The organism is Streptomyces sp. WAC00040, assembly GCF_056835925.1.
On the sequence record NZ_JAKQZE010000002.1, the window covers coordinates 348059 to 367151 of the forward strand.

General features: G+C 69.9%; 17 protein-coding genes and 5 pseudogenes. 9 read left to right on the forward strand and 13 right to left on the reverse strand.

The window, feature by feature from the left end; translation table 11 throughout:
- Positions 1-80: 80 nt before the first annotated feature.
- Positions 81-665 (reverse strand): hypothetical protein, encoded by a 585-nt coding sequence (locus MDN94_RS20845; protein ID WP_482727405.1) that lies wholly within the window; start codon positions 663-665, stop codon positions 81-83.
- 160 nt (positions 666-825) lie between these two features.
- Here MDN94_RS20845 and MDN94_RS20850 point away from each other — a divergent pair.
- Positions 826-1045: pseudogene (locus MDN94_RS20850) on the forward strand (YceI family protein); the annotation flags it as partial.
- On the opposite strand, the gene MDN94_RS20855 reads toward MDN94_RS20850, so the two are convergent.
- The gene (locus MDN94_RS20855; RefSeq protein WP_482727406.1) at positions 1039-1515 is read right to left on the reverse strand and encodes a DUF5958 family protein; all 477 of its coding nucleotides are present in this window, start codon (positions 1513-1515) and stop codon (positions 1039-1041) included. The pseudogene MDN94_RS20850 and the gene MDN94_RS20855 sit on opposite strands and share 7 nt — an antisense overlap.
- A 181-nt stretch (positions 1516-1696) precedes the next feature.
- Here MDN94_RS20855 and MDN94_RS20860 point away from each other — a divergent pair, with 181 nt between their 5' ends.
- The 5 genes and pseudogenes from MDN94_RS20860 (at position 1697) to MDN94_RS20880 (ending at position 5520) form a co-directional block, all read left to right on the forward strand.
- Positions 1697-2104, forward strand: a complete 408-nt coding sequence (locus MDN94_RS20860) for a DUF6193 family natural product biosynthesis protein (RefSeq protein WP_482727407.1) — start codon at positions 1697-1699, stop codon at positions 2102-2104.
- 430 nt (positions 2105-2534) lie between these two features.
- Positions 2535-3227 (forward strand): CPBP family intramembrane glutamic endopeptidase, encoded by a 693-nt coding sequence (locus MDN94_RS20865; protein ID WP_482727408.1) that lies wholly within the window; start codon positions 2535-2537, stop codon positions 3225-3227.
- 270 nt (positions 3228-3497) lie between these two features.
- The gene (locus tag MDN94_RS20870) at positions 3498-4535 is read left to right on the forward strand and encodes a magnesium and cobalt transport protein CorA (protein WP_482727409.1); all 1038 of its coding nucleotides are present in this window, start codon (positions 3498-3500) and stop codon (positions 4533-4535) included.
- A gap of 146 nt (positions 4536-4681) precedes the next feature.
- A pseudogene (locus tag MDN94_RS20875) lies at positions 4682-4810 on the forward strand (cytochrome P450); the annotation flags it as partial.
- A 146-nt stretch (positions 4811-4956) separates the two neighbouring features.
- Positions 4957-5520 carry a cysteine hydrolase family protein gene (locus MDN94_RS20880; RefSeq protein WP_482727410.1) on the forward strand — a complete coding sequence of 188 codons (564 nt, stop codon included), beginning with the start codon at positions 4957-4959 and terminating at the stop codon, positions 5518-5520.
- Positions 5521-5622: 102 nt separating this feature from the next.
- Here the strand turns inward: MDN94_RS20880 and MDN94_RS20885 are convergent.
- Positions 5623-5727 (reverse strand): annotated as a pseudogene (locus MDN94_RS20885) (IS21-like element helper ATPase IstB); the annotation flags it as partial.
- A 96-nt stretch (positions 5728-5823) separates the two neighbouring features.
- Here MDN94_RS20885 and MDN94_RS20890 point away from each other — a divergent pair.
- Positions 5824-6843, forward strand: a pseudogene (locus MDN94_RS20890) (MFS transporter); the annotation flags it as partial.
- An 83-nt stretch (positions 6844-6926) separates the two neighbouring features.
- On the opposite strand, the gene MDN94_RS20895 reads toward MDN94_RS20890, so the two are convergent.
- From MDN94_RS20895 to MDN94_RS20920, 6 genes and pseudogenes are all read right to left on the reverse strand, one after another.
- Positions 6927-7997, reverse strand: coding sequence for a helix-turn-helix transcriptional regulator (locus MDN94_RS20895; protein WP_482727411.1), 1071 nt, complete (start codon positions 7995-7997; stop codon positions 6927-6929).
- A 116-nt stretch (positions 7998-8113) separates the two neighbouring features.
- Positions 8114-8404: pseudogene (locus tag MDN94_RS20900) on the reverse strand (MFS transporter); the annotation flags it as partial.
- Between the two features lie 55 nt (positions 8405-8459).
- Positions 8460-10307: a glycoside hydrolase family 15 protein gene (locus MDN94_RS20905; protein WP_482727412.1), complete on the reverse strand. Its 1848-nt coding sequence runs from the start codon at positions 10305-10307 to the stop codon at positions 8460-8462.
- A gap of 44 nt (positions 10308-10351) precedes the next feature.
- Complete coding sequence (locus MDN94_RS20910; protein WP_482727413.1) at positions 10352-11686, reverse strand: diacylglycerol/lipid kinase family protein; 1335 nt, start codon at positions 11684-11686, stop codon at positions 10352-10354.
- A 39-nt stretch (positions 11687-11725) separates the two neighbouring features.
- Positions 11726-12172, reverse strand: coding sequence for a DUF7144 family membrane protein (locus MDN94_RS20915; protein ID WP_482727414.1), 447 nt, complete (start codon positions 12170-12172; stop codon positions 11726-11728).
- Positions 12173-12398: 226 nt separating this feature from the next.
- Positions 12399-13064, reverse strand: coding sequence for an HdeD family acid-resistance protein (locus tag MDN94_RS20920; protein ID WP_482727415.1), 666 nt, complete (start codon positions 13062-13064; stop codon positions 12399-12401).
- Between the two features lie 233 nt (positions 13065-13297).
- On the opposite strand from MDN94_RS20920, the gene MDN94_RS20925 reads away from it, so the two are divergent.
- Together MDN94_RS20925 and MDN94_RS20930 are read left to right on the forward strand one after the other, a co-directional pair.
- The gene (locus tag MDN94_RS20925; RefSeq protein WP_482727416.1) at positions 13298-13579 is read left to right on the forward strand and encodes a hypothetical protein; all 282 of its coding nucleotides are present in this window, start codon (positions 13298-13300) and stop codon (positions 13577-13579) included.
- A gap of 154 nt (positions 13580-13733) precedes the next feature.
- Complete coding sequence (locus MDN94_RS20930) at positions 13734-15143, forward strand: DUF2252 domain-containing protein (protein ID WP_482727417.1); 1410 nt, start codon at positions 13734-13736, stop codon at positions 15141-15143.
- A 185-nt stretch (positions 15144-15328) separates the two neighbouring features.
- Here MDN94_RS20930 and MDN94_RS20935 read toward each other — a convergent pair whose 3' ends face one another.
- The 4 genes from MDN94_RS20935 to MDN94_RS20950 form a co-directional block, all read right to left on the reverse strand.
- On the reverse strand, positions 15329-15526 hold the full coding sequence (locus MDN94_RS20935) for a hypothetical protein (RefSeq protein WP_482727418.1): 198 nt from the start codon (positions 15524-15526) through the stop codon (positions 15329-15331).
- Positions 15527-15846: 320 nt separating this feature from the next.
- A complete protein-coding gene (locus MDN94_RS20940; RefSeq protein WP_482727419.1) occupies positions 15847-16581 on the reverse strand; it encodes a YhjD/YihY/BrkB family envelope integrity protein in 735 nt (244 codons plus the stop codon).
- Positions 16582-17115: 534 nt separating this feature from the next.
- A complete protein-coding gene (locus tag MDN94_RS20945; RefSeq protein ID WP_482727420.1) occupies positions 17116-17724 on the reverse strand; it encodes an RBBP9/YdeN family alpha/beta hydrolase in 609 nt (202 codons plus the stop codon).
- Entirely contained in the window at positions 17721-19004 is a 1284-nt protein-coding gene (locus MDN94_RS20950; protein ID WP_482727421.1) for an MFS transporter, read from the reverse strand. The genes MDN94_RS20945 and MDN94_RS20950 overlap by 4 nt, the downstream gene beginning before the upstream one ends.
- Positions 19005-19093: the final 89 nt, after the last annotated feature.

Sequence of the window (19093 nt, forward strand, 5' to 3'; positions counted from 1 at the left end):
CTCCCGGGCAGCCGGTCGAGAACGCCTGCCCTGTGCAGTTCTCCGCGCCCCTGGCGGACCGCTCACCGTGCATTTGCGGCTCAGCCGAAGATGTCCAGGAGGTCCGGCCAGGAACCGTCGTCGGAGGGACGGGCCCGCATCGGGCGCGGCTCCGGGTAGGTTGCCGCTGCGGCCCTCGCGCGGACGACTTCCGGCCCGCCGCACGCCGCGACCGCGAAGGCGCCGAAAACCTTGGCGAACGCGGCCGGGTCGCGAAACTCCACGCCGAATGCCCGGCCGTCCTGCAGCGGCACCCACACCACCCGGTCGAACCGTGTCCATTCCCGCACCGGCTGGTCGTCCGCGGTCGACCGCCCCTCCAGCCACAGCCGCGCCACGTGCAGCAGGTTCACCTTCTCCATCGGCAGCCGTTTGCGCCGTACCCGCAATTCACGCGTCGTCAGCTCGACGCGCTGGTCCTTCTTCGGATACCAGACGACGCCGATCCCGAACGGCACCCACAGCAGGATTCCGATCAACGGCCAGACCAGAGCGTCGCCCCACGATCGGAGCAGCCCGCCGTCCAACAGGTACAGGGCGCCGAATACCAGAACCCACTTCGCCGTCATCCGCCAGAACCCAGTGCCCTGCCGGTACAGGACCCGCCGCTTCGTCGCCATCGTCATGCCCGCACGCTATCCGCCGCACCGCAGCTGCCGGCCCCCGGCTTCATCATCACTCCCTGGCAGGCCGGTGACGCGACGGCGTTCGACCAGGGTCATGGCCGGTCGGAGGCGCTGACTGCCCGTCTGAGTCGGTTCCGTGCTGGGACCGCAGACCGCTTGTGAAGCTGGAACTTCCGGAACGTGGCTGTTCGATCCTCCGCACACCGCGATCCGGTTCACTGCCCAGCACGTGGACATGGCCCATGTACACGGCCGATGCCCCCACTTCCAGGGCGGCATCCACGTCGCACCGAACATGGGCGACTCGCACGTCTCGGTGCGCATCGACGCCTCCAGCATCACCACGGGCAACAACACCCCTCTCCGCCACCCGCTACGTCCTGTCGGCACACCCGGACGAGAAGGACGACCCCATCGCCCCATGAAGCCCATCCGGTCTGATCGGGTAGGTGGGATTCACGGCGGGCAGCCTGTGCCACCAGTGACCGCATCCGTCGGAGCAGTAGAGGTCGCGGCGCCGTTTGTCGGCGATCGCGAGTACCGCGATCAGCAGCCGAAACGCCTTGCGGCGCTCGTCGAGAGGGGCGAGGCTGGCGATCTTCCCCAGTTGCAGATCGATCCTGCCGCGTGTGATCAGCACCGCCGGCGTGTGCGTCGGGCGCAGTCCGGCACGGCGGATGCTCTCCGGTCCGTCCTCGATGACAGCGTGAGCTTGGACGCAGTGATGGCGTAGGAACCGCAGTGTCTCGGACTGCTCCTCCGGGCCGAGACCGTCGAACCACTCGATGCCCTGTGACATCGGACGCAGCCCCTGGGCGAGTTCGTTGAGTATGACGTCGCGTCCGGTCACGACTTGCTCCTGGTGGACAGGCGGCGCTCCGCCGCGGTGATCAGGATTCCGAGCAGCGCCGCCAGATCGGCTGCGCCTGCGCGTCGCCAACGACGCAACCGCGGCCGCCAGGGCGGCCGACCACCGATCTGCCAGCGGGTGATCTTTGATGACGGGGACCCAGGACCTGCACAATCACGGCATGACCAAGACTGTCGAAGCGGCCTGGCAGAAGATCCTTACCATGGCGGGCGAACCTCGTCGACCGGAAGAGTCGCCGCTTCTGGCTCCGTTTGCCGAGCTGGTGCTGGTGGCGCATGCCGAGCCGCTGCTTCGTCAGCTCTACCCCTGGACCGGTATGTGGGAGCTGCACTTCAGCAGGTGCACGGAGATCCGCCACACCTGGGACATCCCCTACATCGGCACAATGGGAGACGGCCGGTACTGCGTCGAAGGGCCGAGCCGCAACAGCCCGCGGATCGCCGAGACGGACAGCGCACAAGCCGCGGTGGCGATGGTCATCAATCGCCTGCCACCACACTGCGGCCCGGCCTTCATCGGCAATGCTGAGGAACTGGCTGCTTGCGAGAAGACACGGGACAGCAGGTAGAAGCGACCCATCGACTTCACGGAAGCAGCAACCAGCTCCATAGGCGGCTTTGAAGACGGGTCCTGGTCCGCACCGCAGGACACATACCCGGGCCCGCGCTGCTCCTGGCCCCTTGGGCGGTGCGCGGGCCCTTTCCTCTGAACAGGTATCCACGTGATCGAAGCCGTCTTCCAGGACCACCTCACTCTTCTCGCGCTTGCCGTCGCAGCAACTCTGGCCACCGGCGCCGTCGTCCACCTCACTGCCGCTCGACGCGTCGACCGTGTGCGCGCTGTGTTCTACGGGCTGTGGGCCTCCTCGACCATCGGGCCCATCATCCTGACCACCTGGGGCGGCGGGGCCGCTCGAACTGTGGGGGAGTGGAGGGTGGCGCGCCGTGGAAGGCGCGTTGCGGGCCGCGCTCGCGCACGTCGGCAATCCTTGAGCGGCCATGTGGATGCTGCTCCTGGCCGTCGTGGTGCTCGCGGCCGCCAATGTGCTCAACGACCGGCTCGCGCCCGGTTGGTACGTGCCGGTCTGTGCAGTCGCGGCCGTGCTGCTTTTGCTGATCGCCCGCCGGTCCGGCCTCGCTCCGGACGACCTGGGGCTCGGCAGGGCCGCTGCCCGCCGCGGTCTGCGCTGGGGCCTGGTCCTCGTCGGAGCCGTTCTCCTCGTCTATTCGGTGGCTCTGGTAGTGCCGTTCACCCGGGAGGCATTCCAGGACGAGCGCGCCGCGGGCCTGTCTCCCGAGGAGCTGGTGTACCGCGTACTGGTCCGCGTACCTCTCGGCACGGTGCTGCTTGAGGAGATCGCATTCCGCGGCGTGCTGTGGGCCATGCTTCTGCGACGGTGGGGCCCTGTATGGGCCACCGTCGTTTCCTCGGTGCTCTTCGGGCTCTGGCACGTACAGCCGTCACGCGGGCTCACACGCGCGAACGCGGCGGCCCAAGCAGTCTTCGGAGCCGGCCAGGCCGGACTCGCCCTGTCGGTGACGGCGGCGGTCGTCGGCACCGCTCTCGCCGGTGTGCTTCTCTGCGAGCTCCGCCGCCGCTCCGGCAGCCTCGTCCCACCCGTGGCGCTGCACTGCGCCCTCAACAGCGCGGGCTACGCAGTCGCTTGGGCGGCGAGTCGTTGGTGGGGCTGAGGGCGCCCGTCGGGGGCGTCGACGGCGCACCGACGCCCGTATCGAGTCTCTCGGGTGCGTTCCGCTGTGGCTCAACATGATCACCGGCCGAACCAGCGGGCCGTCCAAGGGGGGCCGCCTACACCACCCCGGTGAGCGACCCCGAGGTACGCGAGCGGCACGACCCGGTGCGCCGAACCGATGTCGTACAGAAGCGCGACGGGATCCGAACACATCGGTGCTCACCTGTAGGTTGCCCCCTACCGGTCGGACGAGGACAAGAGGCAGCACATGGCGGCGCAGCAGGACAGCAAGGACAGCGCGGGGCTGCCGTCGGCGGTGGTGGACTGCGCCTTGTACGAGGAAGGGCGTCGCGTTCCCGGTCGGGTGAGCCTGGACGCGATCATGAAGCTGATGGACCCGCAGGCCGGGCGCTTCGCGTGGATCGGTCTGTACGAGCCCACCGCCGAGCAGTTCCAGCAGGTCGCCGAGGCCTTCGACCTGCACCCCCTCGCCGTCGAGGACGCCGTTCATGCCCACCAGCGGCCCAAGCTCGAGCGGTACGGCGACGTACTGTTCCTGGTCCTGAAGACCATCGTCTACGTCGACCATGAAACGGTCACCGCGACCAGCGAGATCGTCGACACCGGGGAAATCATGGTCTTCGCCGGGCCCGGCTTCGTGATCAGCGTCCGCCACGGCAGCGCCCCGCCCCTCGACGTCGTACGCCGCCGGCTGCAGGACGACCCGCGGCAGCTCGGCCGCGGACCCGCCGCCGTCCTCCACGCGATCGCCGACTTGGTCGTCGACCGCTACGTCGAGGTAGCCGATGCCTTCGCCGGCGACGTCGACACCCTGGAAAGCGAAGTCTTCTCCCCGGACCTCCCGGTCGACGCCGGGCGCATCTACCAGCTCAAGCGGGAACTCCTCGAATTCAAGCGCGCCGTCATGCCCCTCGCCCCCGCCCTTCAACGCCTCAGCGAGGGATCCCTCCCGCAGATCCCACCGAAGGTGGCCACGTACTTCCGCGACGTGGCCGACCACCACCAGCGGGTCAGCGAGCAGATCCTCACCTTCGACGAGTTGATCACCGGCATGCTCAGCGCCAGCATTGCCCAACTCGGCGTCCAACAGAACGCCGACATGCGCCGCATCAGTGCCTGGGCCGCACTCATTGCCGTTCCCACCATGGTCGTAGGCATCTACGGCATGAACTTCGAGTACATGCCCGAACTCAAGTCCCCCTATGGCTACCCGGCCGTTCTCATCGTCATCGCCGTCGCCTGCACCGTGGTCCACCGAGCCCTGCGCCGCAACAAATGGCTGTGATGCGCCGCGTCCGCGCTTGTGCAGGTACGTGGCCGGGCCCTGATCCCCGCCGATCGGGGCCCGCCCCATGCTCCGGGTCAGGCGGCGGTCCACTGGGGGCGCGTCACGTCCATGTCCGCTGAGCCTTCGTCTTCGAGCCACGTACGCGGGTCGCGTTCTCCGCCCTGCTCAGCCGCCTTCCCACGCTGCGCCTGGCCGTCCCGGCCGAAGAGGTCGGCCTGCGCCCGGAGACCGCGGGCGTCTACGGAGTGAAGAGCCTCCCGGTCATCTGGGACGCTTCCTCTAGCAGCGCCCAGGGGTGCGGCGGGGCGGCGAGGACCGTCGCGGGCGCGACGCTGACGAGGATCTCCGAAACCTCCACCGCGGCCCGGTTGATCCACCAGACTTGCTCGTGTTTCCCGACGGAGAAGGGGCGGCATTCATGGCGAGCAGCGCGCTTCTGGTGATGGACGTCCAACGGGACGTCGTGGCCATCGCCGACGACGGTTCCGGATATCTGCCGCGCTTGCGCAGGGCGATCGACGGTGCCCGTGCTGCAGGCATCACCGTGATCTACGTGGTGCTCGGGTTACGGCCGGGCGATCTCGAAGTCAGCCCTCGCAACAAGGTGATGACAAACGTCGTGCGGGCCGGCCTGTTCACCGAGGGTGCCCCCGGCACCGAGATCCATGACGACGTCGCGCCCCAGCAGGGTGACGTGGTGGTCACCAAGAGGCGGGGGAGCGCGTTCTCGGGCAGCGACCTCGACCTGGTGCTCAGAGCTCGCGACATCGACAGCCTTGTTCTCACCGGTATCGCCACCAGCGCTGTAGTGCTGTCAACCCTGTGGCACGCCATCGACCTGGACTTCGGGCTCACCGTCCTGGCGGATGCCTGCCTGGACACCGACCCCGAGGTTCACATGATGCTCACCGAAAAGCTGTTCCCGCAGTGGGCAGATGTCCTCACCGTCGAGGACTGGCTCAAGGCCGTCGCACCGCAATAGCGGGACGCGTCCGGACCCTCGCGTGCGGGGCAAGACGGCATCGCCTCCCGCTCGGCCGGGTGAGGCAGTCGGCGGCGTTCTGTGCTGCTGCCCAGGATCGGGCGAGGCCAGACGGTAGGAGTCGGTGCCGCTCCGGAGCAGGTTGCCGCCGAAGGGGAGCCGGTCGGCGGCGGTCGCGCAGCGCCGGGGATCGGTGAAGGTCTTGGTCAGCCGCCGGACTCTCGTTCGAGGCAACACGGAAGATGACGGTGTGCGGGAACTTCACTGACAGAAGATGTCAGTGAACCTCCGGACAGTGGTGCCATGATCCTCAGTCACCACTCCCGCCGGGCCGAGCGGCTGCTTGTGCCCGCTGCCTTCGCCACCGCTCTCGGCAACAATGTCCAACTCATCGTCGGTGCACTGCTCATGATCAGAGAGCAGCAGACCATGATGGCCGTCGGTTGGCTCTTCATCGCCGTCGCCGGGCCGCAGGCGCTGCTGTCCCCCTTCTGCGGACGGCTGGCCGACCGTTTCGACCGGCGGTCCCTGTGGATAGGCTGCGACATCACCAGTGCGGCGCTGGCCCTTGCACTGCCGCTGTGGCTGGCCTGCGGCGGCGCCCCGGGGCCCGGCATCTACAGCGCCAATCTGGCGCTCGCCGTGGTCGGTGCACTGTTCCTCCCGGCAAGCTCCGCGCTGATCAAGGAACGGGTCCCGGCGGACCGGCTGCGGCGGTTCAACGCCCGCTACGAGATGGGGACCCAGGCGGGGATGCTGCTGTCGGCCACGGTCGGCGGGCTGTCCGTCCAGGCGTTCGGTGCTGTGCCGCTGCTGGTGTTCAATGCCGGGACCTTCATCGTCTCGGCGCTCTGCGTCGCCGCGGTGGGGCACCGCCCGGACCGGGCGCCGACGGCCACCTCCGCCGGGGGGCCGGCGCCGGCGGCGGCTCCGCACGGGCCGCTGCGGATGCGCCGCTTCATCCTGCTCTACGCCCAAGGGAGCGTGGTCGTCACGGTGTTCAACGCTCTGCTGCCCACCGCCGTCATCGGTGAACTCCACCTGGGAGCAGCTACGTTCGGTGCGGTGGACGCCCTGGGGTGCCTCGGTTTCCTGGCGGCCACCGGTGCGTACCGGATCGTCAGCAGACGCAGTCCGGACCTTCGCATCGCCGTCGTGGGCTTTCTGCTCTGCGATGTCGGCCTGGTGCTGCAGAGCCAGTTCGGGATCGTCGGCTATCTCGTCGGGGTGCCACTGGGTGCGTTCTTCTTCGGGCAGGCCCGGATCGCCTCTCGTACCATGCTGATGACCTCGGCCGACGAGGCCTCGGTGGGCAGGGTCTTCGGGCTGGCGAACGGTGGCGCGCTGGCGGCTACGGTCGGGGTGATGTTCCTGGTCGCGACGGTCACCGACCACAGTGACACACGCTACGGCTTCGGGGTCCTGGCCGCCCTCGCGCTGCTGGCGACCCTGTCCGCCGGACTGCTGCTCAGGTCGCCGGCCCCCGCCCGGCCTGATGTGTCCGCCGGTCGGTACCGATCGAGCACGGCCCCCGCCGCCTCCGCGATCCCACGGCGCAGCTCCTCGGGGGCGAGCACCTTGATGTCCGGTCCCAGTGACAGCAGTGCGGGCACCGCCAGTTCGACCGATTCCAGCGGCATCGTCGCCGTCACCCAGCCGTCTGCCTCCGGCGGCCCTGCCGAGGCTTCGACGGCGCGGACCAGTGCCGCGTCCAGGCGGTCCGACAGCACGGACAGCAGCGTTGGAGCAATCCGGACGGAGGCCTGAAGCCGCAGCCTGCGGGCGTCGTAGACGGTGAGGTACTCCTGCCAGTGGGCGGCCAGGTCGAACCCTTCGGGGCGCTCGAAGCCGACCTCCTCGACGTCCAGGCGGAGGATCGAGGACACCCGGTACGTCCGCACCGCGCCGTCCACCGCTGCGACGAGGTACCAGACGCCCGCCTTGAGGACCAGGCCGTAGGGGTCGAGCTCGCGCTCGACCTCCTGCGGCTCGGCCCAGCGCCGGTAGCGCACCCGGATCCGCTTCTGGTTCCACACCGCATCGGCGAGCGCCGCGAGAGCGGGCGGGGAGTCCTGTTCCCGGTACCAGCCGAGAGCGTCGAGGTGGAACCGCTCGCGGACCCGACCGGCCCTGTCCCGCAGCGGCGCCGGCAGTGCCGCGGTCAGTTTCAACTGCGCTGCCGCCAGCACCTCTCCCAGTCCCAAATCGTCCGCCGCGCCCGGCAGCCCGGCAAGAAACAGGGACTCGGCCTCGTCGGCATGCAGTCCGGTGAGCCGGGTCCGGTAGCCGCCGAGCAGTTGGTATCCGCCGCCGTGCCCGCCGTCCCCGTAGACCGGAATGCCCGCGCCGCTCAGCGAGTCGATGTCCCGATAGACGGTCCGGACCGAGACTCCCAGCTCCTCAGCGAGCTCACCAGCCGTCAGCCTGCCCCGGTTCTGCAGCAGGAGGATGAGGGAGAGAAGCCGGGCCGCACGCATGAACCAATCATTCCAGGACCGAGCGCTGGTCCAGGCCCGGAGGCGGCGGGAGTCCACCTACCGTGGATGCGGCTACTGATGTGGCCCCGACGGCGGGTCGGGGGCGGCCGGGTGTGGCCGGCGGCAGGTGCGGCGGTTCGGGGAAGGAGGGCAGCGGCGGCCAGGCCGCCGAGCCCGACCACGGCGAGGACGGCCATCGCGGCGGCGTAGGCGTTCTTCGACAGGCCGGCGACGAGGATGGTGCCGGCGATGGCGGTGCCGAAGGACGAGCCGAGGTCGGAGATGCTGCGGGAGAGGCCGGAGATCTCTCCCTGGCGCTGTTCGGGAAAGGCTGATTGGACGACGTTGACCGAAGGGGTAAGCATCACGCCGAGGCCGAGGCCGATCAGCAGCAGGCCCGGAGCGAACCGCCTGCTCGGGCATGGTCTCTCCGCAGCTTGTGATCCGTCGTGGCGACGGTCGTCATCGGGCCCGGTCTTCTGCCCTGTCGAGTTCCTCGTCGAGGGCGATGGCCGCGTCGATGAGGGCCAGGTGGGTGAATGCCTGGGGGAAGTTCCCGAGTTGCTCGCCGGACGGCCCGATCTCCTCTGCGAAGAGACCGACGTGGTTTGCGTAGGTGAGCATCTTGTCGAAGGCGTAACGGGCCTTGTCGACGCGGCCGGCCTTGGCGAGGGCCCGGACGTAGAGGAAGCTGCACAGATTGAAGGTGCCCTCGGAGCCTTGGAGTCCGTCGGGGGAAGCGGCCGGGTCGTAGCGGTACACGAGGCTGTCGCTGACGAGTTCCTCGTCCATGGCGTCGAGAGTGGTCAGCCAGTCGGGGTCGTTCGGGGCGAGGAATCCGACGCGGGGCATGAGGAGCAGGGAGGCGTCGAGAACGTCCGTGTCGTAGTGCTGGACGAACGCGCGGCGCTTCTTGCTCCAGCCACGGTCCACGATCTGGCGGAAGACGGTGTCGCGGACGGCGGCCCACTGACCGAGGTCGGCCGGGCGGGAGTGGGCGGTGGCGAGCTTGACGCCGCGGTCGAACGCCACCCAGGTCATGAGGCGGCTGTAGGTGAAGTCCTGGCGGCCGCCTCGGGTCTCCCATATGCCCTCGTCGGGACGGTCCCAGTGGTCGACCAGCCAGTCCAGGAGGCCGGCGAAGGCCTTCCAGCCGCGGATGCCGCCGATGTCCTCGGCCTGAGCGAGGGCGTAGGCGGCCTCGCCGTAGATGTCGAGCTGGATCTGGTCGGCGGCGGCGTTTCCGGCCCTGACCGGTGCGGAGCGACGGTATCCCTCCAGGTGGTCGAGGACCTCCTCCGTCAGGTGGGGTTCGCCGTCGACGCGATACATGATCTGGAGCGGTTCGCCCGAGGCGGTGACTCCGGTATCCAGGCGATCGCGCAGCCAGTGGCGGAAGGCCTGGGCCTCGTCGGTGAAGCCGAGGTCGATCAGCGCGCGGACGGAGAGCGAGGCGTCGCGGACCCAGGTGAAGCGGTAGTCCCAGTTGCGTTCGCCGCCGATCTGCTCCGGCAGGCCCATCGTCGCGGCGGCGATCGGGGCGCCCGTGGGGGCATAGGTGAGGAGTTTGAGGGTGATGGCGGATCGTACGACCATCTCGTGCCAGCGGCCGCGGTAGCGACAGGAGCGCAGCCAGGTCAGCCAGAACATGCGGCAGGTGTTGAAGGCGCGGGTGATCCCCTCGATGTCGAGTGGCGGGCCGCCGGGGCGCCCGCTGCGGGCGGCGGCGTCGCCACTCTCGGTGGTGAGGACGATCCCGGCCCGTTCGCCGGCGTGCAGGGTGAAACGGGCGGTGACATCGGTGCCGTCCGGGCGGAGGACGATCGGGGCGGTGGCCTGCAGGTGCAGGTCCGTGCCGGGGCCGTGGAAGACGACGGACCCGTCGTCCAGGCGGTCGAGGGAGTGCACGGCGCGGCCGTAGTCGAAACGCGGCCGGCAGATCAGCTCGAACGGCAGGCTGCCCCGCACCACGCGCGCCACCCGCACCAGGCGGTGCCGGTCGGAGGGAGTCGTCGACGTGTCCGGCTCCATGAAGTCGAGGACCTCGCCGACGCCGTCCGAGGCCATGTAGCGGGTCACCAAGACGGCGGTGTCCGGCATGTAGAGCTGGCGGACGGTGACCTCGTCGCCGGCGTCGACGGCCAGGCGGCAGTCGCCGCCGCGATCGCTGTCGAGCAAGGAGGCGAACAGGCTGGGAGAGTCGAACCTCGGGGCGCACCACCAGTCGACCGTGCCGTCGGCGGCGATCAGTGCCGCGGTCTGCAGGTCGCCGACGAGCCCGTGGTCGGCGATCGGTGGGTAGTCGTTCATGGCTTCTCCTCGCGGTGCGGGGGCACGAGCGTGTCCACCGCGGGTCAATCCGATGCCGTGGCAGGGCGGCCCAGCGCCAGGCGCGCCACGCGTGGCCAGTCGGCCGCCGCTCCGCTCGCCCGTGGCGTACCGGGGCGATGCCGTGGCACGCGGACCCGAAGTACGCCGGGTGCGCTGCGGCATACGACGGGCGCAGGCAGCACGGTGTGCTCCCCGTCGATGCCGACGGGGAGGGTGGCCGTGTCGGCTTCTACGACAACTTCCTCGGCACTCAGCCGGATGAGTCCCTTGGCGCGCGGACCGCGCACCATGCGCGCCGCCTGAGCTGCGCTTTCGACCCGCACGCAGACCACGCCGAGCCGCCCCGCGTCAAGCCGCTCCCTGCGCCCGGGATGGGCGGCGTCCACGGCACGCCCATAGAGGTTGTTGCTGACGAGCAGCGCCTGAAGTCCCTCGGCGTATGTCCGGCCGGCTCGCATCCGCAGCCTGGGTGCGTCAGCTCCGGTGAGGAGGCCGGGGAGGGACTGGAGGACTGTGTGCGCCTTCGCGTTCCGGTACGCGGGGTCGGCGACCACGGACGCGTACGTTCCGAAGGAGGCGTTGTTGACGAAGACCCGGTCTGCGGCGTACCCGAGGTCGACACGCAGCTCCACGGCGTCGGACAGGGCCTCCAGAGCCGCCGCCGGATCGTCACGGTCGAGGCCGAGATCGAGGGCGAAGTGGTTGCGGGTCCCGACGGGAACCACAGCGAACGGCAGGTCGTGGCGTGCAGCGACCTCGGCCACCAGCGCCTGGGTGCCGTCACCGCCCGCCACCGCCAACAGGTCGGCTCCGTCGACGACGGCCTGTCGCGCCAGCTCTGCCACATCCTGGTGCCCGTCGAGCAGGGACACCCGGCAGCCGGCGGCCCGGGCCTTCTCCACGAGGCCGAAGCGGCCCACCTTCCCGCCGCCGGAGCGAGGATTCATGAGTATCCAGGGGTGCCGGGGCGCCTCGGTGACCGCCTGTTCGAAGTTGCTGGGCCCGGGGGCCAGAGCGGTACGCGCCGTCGCGACGGCCAGCACCCACAAGGCCAGGGACAAACAGGCCGCCCACAGCATGCCGGCCGTCGCGTACAGGGCGAACACCGCAACCGGCGCGGCCACCGACAGAGCCGCCCCGAGCGCCCGGACCACACCGGTGTGCGCCAGGGCCCACCACACCCCCACTGCGGCGAGCGCCAACCCGGCGACGCCGACCAGCACCCACAGCACGCTCCGCAGACCGGCCGTGATGAGCGGCACCAGGATGCTTCCCAGCAGAGCGAGGACGGCGAGGCGAGCCTTTCCCCGATCGCCCGCCCGTGGCGTTCTGGGCCTGTCCTCTCGGGGGTTGTTCATGAGTCACCGTGCCCTTCCTTCTGCGGGCCTGCTCATCACTCACCTGTCGTGAGGTGCACGCCGGTGCGTGTCGAAGGACTCGTCGCGCCGGACCACGCACAGCGCCCAGATGATGAAGGTGGACATCGCGATCATCACGACCGACCAGACCGGGTAGTACGGCAGGGAAAGGAAGTTCGCGATGATGACGAGTGCGGCGATGGCGATGCCGGTGATGCGGGCCCACGTCGCGGCGCGGACCAACCCAAGACTGACGAGCACGGCGAGTGCGCCCAGAGCGACGTGGACCCAGCCCCAGCCGGTCAGGTCGAACTCGAAGACGTAGTCGGGTGTGGTGACGAAGATGTCGTCCTCGACGATCGCCATGATGCCGCGGCAGATGTCGAGCACACCGACGATCATGAGCAGGACGCCCCCGACTACCGTCAGACCGCTGGCGATCTCCTGCTTCCTCGTGTCCGCCTGCCGTGTGTGTGTCGCAGTCATGCTGGTGCCTCGTTTCGCGTCGTCCGGCACACGTTTCGGCGTCCGGAGGCCGTCCCGGGCGCTCGCCCGGCCGCCGTTGGTTGCTTCCCCCAGCGTGGGCGCGGCCCGGGCGGGGTGGCTTCACCCGACGCGGGTGAGACCGCGGGGGCCCGGCAACCCGTCGTTGGACGCACCCTGCGACGGGATCAGGGTCCCCGAGTACGGGTGCGCGGCGACAGTTCCGGTTTCAGTCCGTCGTGGCAGGGCCGTGCGGGCCCGTCGGGGATGCCCTTCTGAGCGCGGCCCGCCATGCGAGGGCGACGGCCGCCTCGGCGAGGCCGAGCAGGACGAGCCACAGGCCGAGCAGCCGGGTCAGAGCACGGGCCGACTCCATGGGCAGGGCGAGCACCACGATCCCCGCGACGATGCCGAGAACGGCGACGACCAGGACGACGCTGCGGTGCGGCAGATCCTTGGCGGCGATGGCCGTGTAGAGAGTCAGGACGCCCGACACGAGCCACACGCCGCCGACGATCAGCGAGAGCGCGGCGACGGTCTGCAGCGGGTTCCGCAGGCACAGCACCCCGGCCAGGAGGTAGAGCACCGCCACCAGCAACCCTGGGAGCCGTTCACCGTGCTCCTCCCGCGCGAAGACGGCCACGAATCGGAACACACCGGTCACCAGCAGGTACAGGCCGATGAGGACCGCCAGGACGTGCAGGGTCGCGTCCGGCCACACCAGTACAAGGACGCCCGGCACCAGCGTCGCCACCGCCGAGCCCAGCACCCAGGTCCACGAATGGCCGAGGCGCTCCAGCACGTCCGCAGGACGGAGGACTGCCCCGTCGGCCATGAGTTCCGGGCCGTTGTCTTCCGGTCCTGCAGGTGGACCAGGACCACGTGATTCGGTCATCGCGTACTCCTCGCGCATTGGATGCGGGTCGCTTGCGTACCCGATGGGGCGGTGTCCGGGAACCTGACCCTCAGCGTCCCGCGCGCAACCGGCTCCCGGATCACCCACGGCGGGTGATCCGCCAGTGCCGCCGGGGGTGTCGGATGGGCACCGGAGGCGTTCGCCGTCTTGCGACGGAACGGCGTGAGACGACGCAGAACGACTTGTGGTGGAACGGAACGAAGAGGCGTGCGATGAGCGACCCCAAGGCTGCCCGGACGGACCGTCCAGGATCGGGACCGATCGCGATCCGGTGGGGTCGGTGGCTCCACCCCGGTCAGGGGGCGGCGGTCGCTGCCGTCACCCGTCTGTTCCCGGTCCGGTTCGCCGGCGCCTACTACCTGCTGGATCACTCAGGCCCGAGATCCTTCACTGAGCCGTTGACCAGGAAGGACGCCCCGTATTTCGCGCTGACCAGGTTCAGCGCCGTCGGCTTCGGGGACATCGGCGCGCGCTCCCGGGCAGGGGAGTGGTGACGATGCCGCAGACGACGGGAGGGCTGCTGTTCGCGGGGGTCGCGGCACGGGTGCCGTCGCGCGCGGTCCGGGCCGGGCTCCGCGGGCAGCGCCGTGGGCCACCCGGGGAGCCGGGTGCCGGAACAGACACCACGACGGACCGGGAGGCAGGACCATGACCGTACCCCTCGACTTCACCGCCTCCCTGACACCGGCTGAGCGAGCCGCGCACGGCAGAGCGGCGCGCACGCGTGCGTCGCGTTCGAGCCACGGCTGGTTCGAGACGGATCAGGGGCGCCCCGACCCGGTCGAGGTGCTTGAGCGTCAGTCGGCGGACCGCGTGCCCGAGTTGGTGCCGATCCGCTACGGCCGCATGCTCGAGTCACCGTTCCGCTTCTACCGCGGCGCCGCGGCGGTCATGGCGGCGGACCTGGCACCGCTCCCGAACACGGGTCTGCGGGTGCAACTGTGCGGGGACGCCCACCTGCTGAACTTCCGGCTGCTCGCCTCGCCGGAGCGCCATCTGGTCTTCGATCTCAACGACTTCGACGAGACCCTGCCCGGGCCCTTCGAATGGGACGTCAAGCGGCTGGCGGCAAGTTTCGTGACAGCGGGCCGGGCCAACGGCTTCTCGCTCAAGGAGCAGAACAGAGCTGTGCGCAGCTGCGTGCAGGCGTACCGGAAGCGGATGCACCAGTTCGCTGCCATGCGAACCCTCGACATCTGGTACGCCCAGGACGACGTCGACCGGATGCGGGAATTGATGGCCTCGTCGATGGACGCGGAGGCCAGGCGCCGTGCCGCTCGCGCGACGGCGCGGGCCCGCACGCGTACGCATCTCCAGGCCTTCACGAAGCTCACCCGGCTCACGGCAGAGGGACGGCGCATAACGCCGGACCCGCCGTTGATCACTCCGCTCGGCCAGCTGCTGGCCGAGCCGTCCGAGGCCGGTCGGGAGAATGAGCTCAAGACCCTCCTGAACAGTTACGCCAGCACCCTGCCGTCCGAACGCCGGCACCTGCTGCGTCACTACCGACTGGTGGACATGGCTCGGAAGGTGGTGGGCGTCGGTAGTGTGGGGACGCGCTGCTGGATCCTGCTCCTGCTGGGCAGGGACGAGGATGATCCCCTTCTGCTGCAGGCCAAGGAGGCCCAGGAGTCGGTGCTGTCGGCCCACATCGCCGGCGAGGGCTACGACAACCATGGCCGCCGGGTGGTGACCGGTCAGCGCCTGATCCAGACGACCAGCGACATCTTTCTGGGATGGACGCACGTCGTGGGCCTCGACGGGCAGAGCCGCGACTTCTACGTGCGACAGCTGTGGGACTGGAAGGGCATCGCACGGCCGGAGACCATGGGGCCGGGCCTGCTCTCCCTCTTCGGCATGCTGTGCGGGGCGTCTTTGGCGCGGGCCCACGCCCGTTCCGGCGACCCTGTCGCCATAGCCGCCTACCTGGGTGGCAGCGACCGCTTCGACCGCGCGCTCACCGAATTCGCCCAGTCCTACGCCGATCAGAATGAGCGGGACTTCGAGGCGCTGGGCGCCGCTCGCAGCTCCGGCAGGATCAGCGCGGAACACGGTTGAGCGGCCCTCGCGGCAGACCCTGCTCGTTCTCCTGCACTCGTTTCTCCCGCCCGTGGGCTCACTTCGTCGTCAGGCGCCCGGGTGGGCGCCTGAGCGCCCCGCAGAAGGGACCGGTGTGCGCTCACGCCCCCGCGTGGGCTGATCTCGTTCCAGTCGGCCCGGGAGCGCCCACTTCGGCCGGCCGATCACTCCGGTACCTGCCGCATCTCCAGGACGCGTAGTCCGAGCGATTGGAAGCGGGCCAGCAGCCCGTACAGGTGCGCATCGTCCACGACGGGGCCGAACAGAACCGTTTGGCCGGACATCACCACATGGCCCAGCTCCGGGAAGGCTTTGGCCAGCGTTTCCGACATGTGTCCCTCGACGCGGATCTCGTAGCGCATGGGCTGTTCTCCTGCGGGCGGCGTGGGCAGGCGGACGGCGCACTCCCTGCGATATTCCCGCAAGGTGCCGCGCCGGGCCTCACCCGGTACAGGTGAACTGCTGCCCGACACTACTGATGACCTGGTTCAGTGGGTCATAACGATCTTGAAGGTGATGATCGGCAGACCGAGCGGCAGGTCGACCAAAGCAGGGGCAGTCGTGAGACGCCACGAGGCGCCGGCCCGCCGTGCCGCGGCCACGGACGAGCCCACCTGCCCCGCCACCGCGGACGCAGGCCCGCTCGGAACCATCACTTGCCGCCTGCCTGCTCAAGGGGCTGTCAGTGGTGCGGCCGGGAGCCCTGCCCGGCACGGTGCTCAAGGTACAAGCGACCTACGACGGCTCCCAGGTGGATGACCACCCCTACCGCCACCAGCCAGGACAGAATGACCATGACGACACCGATGGGGCCGTACTTCTCGCTGTTCTCCACGATCGCCGCGGAGAAGAAGCGGGCGGAGAAGAGGCCCAGGCCCGTCCAGCACACAGCTGTGACGACGGCCGGGGGTAGGAGCGTGTTCCACCGCACGGTGGGAAAGAGCAGTACGTACATGGTCACCCACCAGAAGCACGTCGCGACGCCGAGACCGAACAGGCTCCGCAGTACCGGCCCCTCGAGCGCTCTGCCGACCACGGCATGCGCGGAGCAGTAGGCCAGCAGGAGCGCGAGCCAGCAGAGCTGCGCCGGAATGTCCCGCCAGCCGCGGTGCGGGACATCGAAAAGCCTCTGATACCAGCTCTGGAGGGTGCCGGCGACGGCCACGGCACCGACGATCAGCAGGCCGGCGCTCGCCACCGTGAGGGATCCAGGGTCCTCGCCTCCGGCGAAGAGCGACGCCACAGCTTGGGCCGCCTGCCGGCTGAGCCCCAGCCAGCCGGCGACCGCTGTGGCGGCGTCACGGCCGGCCGCGGCCGTGACGACGATGAGGAAGGGGAAGAAGCACAGCAGTGAAAGCGCGGCGAGCTGGAAACAGTTGCCGAAGAAATCGATCGCCGAGAGCCGACTCCACACCATGCCTGCATGGCTGTCCCGGAAGCGGAGGGCGGCAGCCTGCCTCTGCCGGTCCAGTGTGGACCTGCGACGCGCTCGCGGACTGTTGCGTGTCATGGAATCAAGTGAACCGCTGCCGGCCGGGCGATGTGCGGGACACGTCCGTGGCCGAACCGCGGGCGGCGGGAATCACGCCGTCCGACGCACCGGTAGGCGGCAGCCGAGCGACGCGGCCCTGCCGGCCGGCGCGAGCGCCTGCTCCGCATCCCGCCGGGAGACCGACGCCGACGCAGGACGGGTCCGGTGAATGCCGCCGCTCCCCCCGCACCGGTCTCTGCGTCGGGGATCGGACCGCGCCGCAGCGCCCTGGCCCTTCGACCAGGGCGAGGCAGACGCCCTCAAGGCGTACGCGGAGGCGCGTGAGTCCGGCGTTCCGTGCGCTACAGGACCGGCAGCCCCCTGGCCCGTGCGGCCGGGGGCTGCTGTCAGTGGTGCCAGGTATGTGCGCGGATGAGGCTCTGCACATGCTGTTGTCGTACGGAGCCTGAGCGCGGCGGCCTATGAGGCCGGCCGGGGGCCCGCATGGCTCCAGCCGTGTGCGAGTGCCTCGACGAGCTCCTCGGCCTGGAGCCACGGGCCGTGTCCCGAGGCGGGGTTGAGGTGTCCGACGGGGCCGAGTTCCACCAGGCGGCTTCCCCAGTCCCGAGCGAGTTCGGCAACGCGCCCCAGGGACGCCAGGGGATCGTTCGAACTTGCCGCGACGATGCTGCGGAAGGGCAGCGGCTTCCGGGGCACGGGTGTCCAGCCGTACGTCGCCAGCTCGTCGGGAGTGGGACAGCCGTCCGGCAGCGGCGTCTCGAAGTCCGGGGGCGCTGCCAGCAGGGCGCCCCGGACGTCCGCGTCGTGCCACTGTGCCCACTGCACCGTCGTCATGACACCCGCGCTGTGGGCGACGATCACGACCGGCCCGGTGATCTGCACCATCACCTCGACCACGTTGGCGACGTGGGCGTCACGGCTGAGACGGTTCCACGCCGGCGGTGGGACGATGCGGACGGTGCGGCCGGCTTGGCGGAGCTGCTCGGCAAGGATGGTCTGCCAGTGGTCCTCGACGTGGTCCCGCATGCCGGGAACGATCACGATCGTGGGCTTCGAGGTTCCTGTCATGAGGACGCCTCCGGTTCCTCGGGCTCCGTCGTCGCGACGGGTCGGGTCAGACGGTGGAGATCGCGTTCGTACCGGTGGCGGCCGATCAGAAGGGCCCCGGTGGCCGCGATCGCCACGAGCGGGACGAGCTGGAGTGCGCCGAGCAGACCGAGCCGGTCCGCGAGCGCCCCGGTGACCGCGGGGCCGGGGGCCAGTCCGAGCAGGCTCTGGGCCAGCGTGAGTGTGGCGAACGCCGTCGCTGCGATGGCCGCAGGGGTCAGGTTCGCCACCATGGCGGCCCCCGGCCCGGCCGTTCCGGCGCACAGCAGGGCTCCGAGCGCCAGCGTCAGCAACTGTGTCGGGCCGGCAGGCAGGCGGAACGCGGTCATCAGCAGGACGAGAGAGCCGACGCTGCAACTGATGGCGACGGTCCACTTGCGGATCGGGGCACGCCGGCTGAACCGGTCCGAGGCGATTCCGCCGGCGATCATGCCGATTCCGATCACCAGGGCGAAGAGGCCCGCGGTCGCGCCGGCCTTGGCGGTGGGCATGTCGTAGTAGCGGTTGAAGTAGCTGGGCAACCAGGCGATCAGGGCCCCCGCGATGAACAACTGCAGACCGCTGCCGATGTAGGCGCTGATCACGGAGACGGAGGAGAACAGCCGTGGGAGGAGCACGCGAAGGCGGTCGGGCGCGGCGACGCCGGCCCTGCCCTCGGCCGGACCCTGTCGCGGGGCCAGCCGCTTCTCCGTGACGACGAGGGCGTAGATGCCCGCGAGCACCAGGCCGAAGACGCCCATCACTGCGAACGCCCAACGCCAGCCGTATGCCTGGCCCACGGCGCCGCCGATGGATATGCCCAGGACCGAGCCGAAGGCCCCGCCGGCTATGAAGGCTCCGGAGAGCGTGGCCCGCAGGGCGCGGGGGAAGACGCTGAGGACCACGGCGATGCCGACGCTGCCGTACGCCGCCTCGCCGATGCCGACGAAGAGCCGGCCGACGAACATCTGGCCGTAGGTCGCCGCCACCGCGCAGCCGAGGGTCGCCAGGCTCCACATCGTCGCCGCGATGACCAGTGACCTGACCCTGCCCCACCGGTCGGCCAGCAGCGACAGGGGGAAGGTGAGCAGACCGACCATCAGCGCCACGATGCCGCTGAGGGAGCCCAGCCGGGCGTCCGACAGCAGCCAGTCGGCCTTCAGCATCGGGAAGACGGCGTTGAGGACCTGCCGGGACATGTAGTCCGAGAGCAGGAGCCCGAAACTCAGTGCAAAGACGACCCAGGCATAGCGCCGGGACACGGGCCACTCCGAGGAACCGGCACCGGTTCTGCCCGGGGCGGGTTCCGCAGTGGTGAGAAACCCCATTGTCATCACCTCAACTGCTCTTG

Excerpts from the sequence above, each read along its gene's own strand:
- MDN94_RS20845 (WP_482727405.1), bottom strand. The coding sequence starts at position 665 with ATGACGATGGCGACGAAGCGGCGGGTCCTGTACCGGCAGGGCACTGGG.
- MDN94_RS20860 (WP_482727407.1), top strand. The coding sequence starts at position 1,697 with ATGACCAAGACTGTCGAAGCGGCCTGGCAGAAGATCCTTACCATGGCG.
- MDN94_RS20865 (WP_482727408.1), top strand. The coding sequence starts at position 2,535 with ATGTGGATGCTGCTCCTGGCCGTCGTGGTGCTCGCGGCCGCCAATGTG.
- MDN94_RS20870 (WP_482727409.1), top strand. The coding sequence starts at position 3,498 with ATGGCGGCGCAGCAGGACAGCAAGGACAGCGCGGGGCTGCCGTCGGCG.
- MDN94_RS20880 (WP_482727410.1), top strand. The coding sequence starts at position 4,957 with ATGGCGAGCAGCGCGCTTCTGGTGATGGACGTCCAACGGGACGTCGTG.
- MDN94_RS20895 (WP_482727411.1), bottom strand. The coding sequence starts at position 7,997 with ATGCGTGCGGCCCGGCTTCTCTCCCTCATCCTCCTGCTGCAGAACCGG.
- MDN94_RS20905 (WP_482727412.1), bottom strand. The coding sequence starts at position 10,307 with ATGAACGACTACCCACCGATCGCCGACCACGGGCTCGTCGGCGACCTG.
- MDN94_RS20910 (WP_482727413.1), bottom strand. The coding sequence starts at position 11,686 with ATGAACAACCCCCGAGAGGACAGGCCCAGAACGCCACGGGCGGGCGAT.
- MDN94_RS20915 (WP_482727414.1), bottom strand. The coding sequence starts at position 12,172 with ATGACTGCGACACACACACGGCAGGCGGACACGAGGAAGCAGGAGATC.
- MDN94_RS20920 (WP_482727415.1), bottom strand. The coding sequence starts at position 13,064 with ATGACCGAATCACGTGGTCCTGGTCCACCTGCAGGACCGGAAGACAAC.
- MDN94_RS20925 (WP_482727416.1), top strand. The coding sequence starts at position 13,298 with ATGAGCGACCCCAAGGCTGCCCGGACGGACCGTCCAGGATCGGGACCG.
- MDN94_RS20930 (WP_482727417.1), top strand. The coding sequence starts at position 13,734 with ATGACCGTACCCCTCGACTTCACCGCCTCCCTGACACCGGCTGAGCGA.
- MDN94_RS20935 (WP_482727418.1), bottom strand. The coding sequence starts at position 15,526 with ATGCGCTACGAGATCCGCGTCGAGGGACACATGTCGGAAACGCTGGCC.
- MDN94_RS20940 (WP_482727419.1), bottom strand. The coding sequence starts at position 16,581 with ATGGTGTGGAGTCGGCTCTCGGCGATCGATTTCTTCGGCAACTGTTTC.
- MDN94_RS20945 (WP_482727420.1), bottom strand. The coding sequence starts at position 17,724 with ATGACAGGAACCTCGAAGCCCACGATCGTGATCGTTCCCGGCATGCGG.